Source organism: Actinomadura roseirufa (genome assembly GCF_900659635.1).
Classification (GTDB): domain Bacteria; phylum Actinomycetota; class Actinomycetes; order Streptosporangiales; family Streptosporangiaceae; genus Spirillospora; species Spirillospora roseirufa.
On the sequence record NZ_CAACVB010000441.1, the window covers coordinates 1 to 4250 of the forward strand.

Annotated in this window: 6 protein-coding genes; 1 reads left to right on the plus strand and 5 read right to left on the minus strand. The window is 73.9% G+C overall.

The genetic code is table 11. The features are described 5' to 3' along the window. Positions 1-358 (plus strand): UDP binding domain-containing protein (locus E1291_RS39675; protein ID WP_278045313.1); only part of this gene is annotated, 358 nt, incomplete at its 5' end. A gap of 6 nt (positions 359-364) precedes the next feature. Here E1291_RS39675 and E1291_RS39680 read toward each other — a convergent pair. The 5 genes from E1291_RS39680 to E1291_RS39700 form a co-directional block, all read right to left on the minus strand. Continuing rightward, entirely contained in the window at positions 365-964 is a 600-nt protein-coding gene (locus E1291_RS39680; protein ID WP_131743156.1) for a dihydrofolate reductase family protein, read from the minus strand. 112 nt (positions 965-1076) lie between these two features. Then, the gene (locus tag E1291_RS39685; RefSeq protein WP_131743157.1) at positions 1077-1868 is read right to left on the minus strand and encodes an SAM-dependent methyltransferase; all 792 of its coding nucleotides are present in this window, start codon (positions 1866-1868) and stop codon (positions 1077-1079) included. Positions 1869-1994: 126 nt separating this feature from the next. Then, positions 1995-2588, minus strand: coding sequence for a lytic polysaccharide monooxygenase auxiliary activity family 9 protein (locus tag E1291_RS39690; protein ID WP_131743158.1), 594 nt, complete (start codon positions 2586-2588; stop codon positions 1995-1997). A gap of 196 nt (positions 2589-2784) precedes the next feature. Beyond that, complete coding sequence (locus tag E1291_RS39695; RefSeq protein WP_131743159.1) at positions 2785-3474, minus strand: spherulation-specific family 4 protein; 690 nt, start codon at positions 3472-3474, stop codon at positions 2785-2787. Further along, positions 3462-4250: NAD-dependent epimerase/dehydratase family protein (locus E1291_RS39700; protein WP_165495523.1), on the minus strand; the 789-nt coding region annotated here is incomplete at its 5' end. The genes E1291_RS39695 and E1291_RS39700, both read right to left, overlap by 13 nt.

Genomic DNA, 4250 nt, shown 5'->3' on the forward strand with positions numbered 1-4250 from the left:
CAACCGCCAGGGACGCGCCCTCAAGGACGCCAAGATCCTTCTGCTGGGCGTCACCTACAAGGCCGACATCGCCGACCAACGCGAATCACCCGCACGGCCCGTCGCCCAGCGCCTGCTCCGCCACGGCGCGCGGCTGTCCTACCACGATCCGCACGTCGGGAGCTGGCGCGTCGGCCAGGAGGAGATCCCGCACGCGGGGGACGACCTGCCCGCGGCGCTGGCCGCCGCCGATCTCACGATCGTGCTGGCGGGCCATCGCGACTACGATCCGGCGACGCTCACCGGGCACGCCCGGCTGCTGCTGGACGCGACGGGGCGCACCCGGTCCGTCCCGGAGAACCCCGCCGACGTCCTGTGACCGGGGTCACCTGACCGGGCGGTAGGTCAGGTGGGTGACCATGGCGGTCCCGGAGATGTCGCCGACCGGTTCGAACTCCAGGTCGCGGAGCCCCGCGAACAGCCGCTCGCCCCGCCCGAGGACCAGCGGGACGGTGTGCAGCCGCAGTTCGTCGATCAGCCCCGCGGCCAGGTACTGGTTGACGGTCCGGGCGCCGCCGGCGATCGCGATGTCGGCGGCGCCCGCCGCCTCCCGCGCCTGCGCGAAGGCGGACTCGACGCCGTCGGTGACGAAGGTGAAGGTCGTGCCGCCCTTCATCGTGACCATCTCGCGGGGGTGGTGGGTCAGGACGAAGACCGGGGCGTGGTAGGGCGGCTCCTCGCCCCACCAGCCCGTCCAGTCCAGGTCCCAGTCGCCGCGCCCGGGACCGAACATGTTGCGGCCCATGATGAACGCCCCGGCCATCGTGATCTTCTCGATGGCCTCGGCGTTCGCCTCGGGCTCCTCCCACATCCAGCGGTGCAGCCGCTGCCCGACGCCCTCGCCGAACGGGTTCTCCAGGCTCTGGTGCAGGCCCGTGACGTACCCGTCCAGCGACACCGCCAGGTCACAGGTGACCTTGCCCATGTCGATCTCCCATCCTCCGGCCGGCGCCCGTGCCGGCGCCGCTCACCAGAAGGTCGGAGCCGTCCGGCCGTCCTCTACATCTCCGCGGAGATTCGTGAAAAACCCGCTGACGTCAGTTCTTGCGGGCCACGCCGCCGTGGCAGGCGACCTCGGGGGCCTCGCCCCAGGGGTTGGGCTCGCCGCGCCAGCGCGACACCGAGACGACGCCGGGCTCCAGCATCTCCAGCCCGCTCAGGTAGCCGGCGATCAGCTCCGGGCTGCGGGGGGTGTACGGGACGGCGCCCGAGCCCGCGTTGTAGCGGCTGATCGCCTCCACGTAGGCGGAGTCGGTGTCGCTGCCGTCGTAGACGGCCAGGTAGCTGCCCGGGGGGAGCGCGGCCATCAGCCGGTCGACGATCGCCCGCGCCTGGTCGTAGTCCCCGACCAGGCCCATGATCCCCATGAGCATCAGCGCGACGGGGCGGTCGAAGTCCAGGGTCCGGGCCGCCTCGGCGAGGATGCGGTCGGGGTCGCGGACGTCCGCCTCGATGTAGTCGGTGGCGCCCTCGGGGGTGCTCGACAGCAGGGCGCGGGCGTGCACGAGGACGAGCGGGTCGTTGTCGACGTAGACGATCCGGGACTCCGGGGCGACCCGCTGCGCGACCTCGTGGGTGTTGTCGACCGTGGGAAGCCCCGTCCCGATGTCGAGGAACTGGCGGATCCCGGCCTCGGCGGTCAGGTACCGGACGACCCGCGACAGCATGTGCCGGGAGTGACGGGTGATGTCGACCATGCCCGGGAAGACCTCGCAGATCCGGTCACCGGCTGCGACGTCGACGGGGTAGTTGTCCTTCCCGCCCAGCAGGTAGTTCCAGACGCGGGCCGAGTGCGGCACCGTCGTGTCGATCTCAGGCGGAGTGCTCATGCGGACAAGGATGCCCGCCATCTGGGAGTTTGTGGCAATTACGGAGAGGTGACTCGCCGGAAAAGGCCATCCGATGGGAGGTTCGTCCCATCGGATGGCCCTTCCGTCACGGAGCGTGCCCGGGGGTCACCCGAAGTCGACGTCCGCGCACTGGTAGAAGGCGTTGCCCGTGTCGGCGATGTCCCACACCGACAGCAGGATGTGCCGGCCGTGCCGCTGCGGCAGCGTCGTGTTGTGGACGGTGGGGTTGGCGGGCGGGCGGCCCTTCAGGTTCTCCTGGTGGTACGGCGTGAGGTCGAGCGCGGCCCTCGTCAGCGGCTTGGTGACGTCCCAGCCGTCCTTGGTCAGGAAGTAGCGGAACGACGTGGTGGAGTGCGCCGCGGTGAACCGCCACGAGATGGGGAGGGCCCCGCCGGCGGTGACCTTGGTGGCGGGCCAGCCGGTGCCGCCGCGCTGGTCGTCGAGCGGGGACCAGCGGGAGTCGGCGCCGGCGCAGATCCTGCCGTCGCCGGGGCCGCCCGACGGGAATCCCTTCGGGCCCTCGACGCCGTCGGGGTCCCACTGGACCTGGCCGCAGTTGTTGACCTTGTGCTGACCGCACAGGTAGCTGCGGCTCGCCGGCGACTGGGTGTACCCGTGGGCGAAGGCGGACGTGGCGAGCGTGACCGGAAGCGCGACGGCCGCGGCGGCGGCGAGCGCGAGGGTGGACTTCCTGGGCATCCTGCTGCTCCTTTGGCGGGGGACTTTCGACCGGGAGGTCGGAGCGGGCCGGCCGGGCGGCCGGCTCAGAGGGAACCTTCCTGTTCATTAGACGGTGGCCCGCGGTTCGTGAGGGGTCAATGTCTCTGCGTGCCAGGTCTCCGCGAGCCGGTCCCGCGGTCAGGCCCTCCGTCCGCCGGTCCTCCGCCCGCCGGTCTCAGCGGTCCGCGTAGACGAGCGAGAGCTCACGCGCGAAGTACTCGGGCAGGCCGTTCCACGGGTTGGCGCCCGCCCGGTCCGTCACGTAGACGACACCGGCGTTACATCGCCCGGCCCGCGCCAGCGCCCGCGCGAGGACGGGCCGCGGCGCCGCGTAGACCAGGTGGCAGAAGCGCTCGGCGGGCAGCTTGCGCGCCCACGCCGGGGCGCGCAGCCGCTGGTACGCCGACCACGGGCCCTCGAAGGTGACGAGGAGGTCGGCGAGGTCGCAGTAGGCGGCGTCGGGGTACACGCCGTGGTTGAACACGACGTACTCGGTGCCGCGGCCCCGCAGGCCCGCGACGATCCGCCGGTACCGCAGCAGGTGCTCGGGGTCGGCGGACACCTGGTCGAGGAACACCATCCGGATGCCGTACCACGACCGGTAGCGCACCAGCTCCTCCTCGACCTCGCACGCCGGCCGGCTGCCGTAGGCGGTGTCGACGTACCCGGCGAGCGGCACGCCCGCATCGGAGGTGCGGTGCGCCACCGCGGCGAAGTCCCGGTCCCGGACGGTGCCGGCCCCGCTGTCGACGTTGAACACGACCGCGCCCAGCCGGGGGTCGGCGAGGACCGCCCAGTCGAGCGCGGCCGGGGGGAAGTACGCCGGGACCGCCACCGCGCCGACGCGTCCGGTCAGGCCGGGCATGCCGGCTCCGCCCACAGGTCGCGCAGCGAGGTCGCGAGGTCGGTGGCGGGCACCCAGCCGAGCACCCGGGCGATCGCCCCGATGTCGGCCTGCTGCCAGCCGACGCCCGCCGAGCGCTCCGAGCCGGCGGCGGCCTCCACCACCCGCCGTCCCGTCCCGGCGGCGCGGACGAGCAGGTCCGCCACGTCCCGCAGCGGCGTCGCCCGCCCGCTGCCCACGTTGAGCACGGCGGGCAGCGGGTAGGGGGCGAGCGCCGCGGCCAGCACCGCGTCCGCCACGTCCCGGACGTCGACCAGGTCCCGGGACGCGGTCAGCGGGCCGACCCGCACGTCCTCGCCGGTGCCCGCGGTGCGGCGCAGCTCGGCGGCGAGCCGGCCCGCCAGCGTGGACCGCGGCGAGCCGGGCCCCACCGGGTTGAACACCCGCAGGACGACGGCGTCGAGGGGCGCGTCCGCCGTGCCCGCGGCCGCGCGCTCCACCACCGTGCGGACCAGCTCCGTCCCGGCCAGCTTCGTGACGCCGTACAGCGCGACGGGGTTCGGCCGGGCCGACTCGGCGACGGGCGTGCCCGGCGCGGCGTCGCCGTACTCGGCGGCCGAGCCCAGCTGGACGAGCCGGACCGGGCCGCCCGCCGACGCCAGCGCCGCCACCAGGTTCGCGACGGCCACGACGTTGCCCCGGACCAGCTCCGCCGGGGTGCCGCGGGTCGCGCCGGCGCAGTTGACGACCACGTCCGGCGCGACGTCGCGGACCACGGCGGCCACCGCCGCGGGCAG

Excerpts from the sequence above, each read along its gene's own strand:
- E1291_RS39680 (WP_131743156.1), bottom strand. The coding sequence starts at position 964 with ATGGGCAAGGTCACCTGTGACCTGGCGGTGTCGCTGGACGGGTACGTC.
- E1291_RS39685 (WP_131743157.1), bottom strand. The coding sequence starts at position 1,868 with ATGAGCACTCCGCCTGAGATCGACACGACGGTGCCGCACTCGGCCCGC.
- E1291_RS39690 (WP_131743158.1), bottom strand. The coding sequence starts at position 2,588 with ATGCCCAGGAAGTCCACCCTCGCGCTCGCCGCCGCCGCGGCCGTCGCG.
- E1291_RS39695 (WP_131743159.1), bottom strand. The coding sequence starts at position 3,474 with ATGCCCGGCCTGACCGGACGCGTCGGCGCGGTGGCGGTCCCGGCGTAC.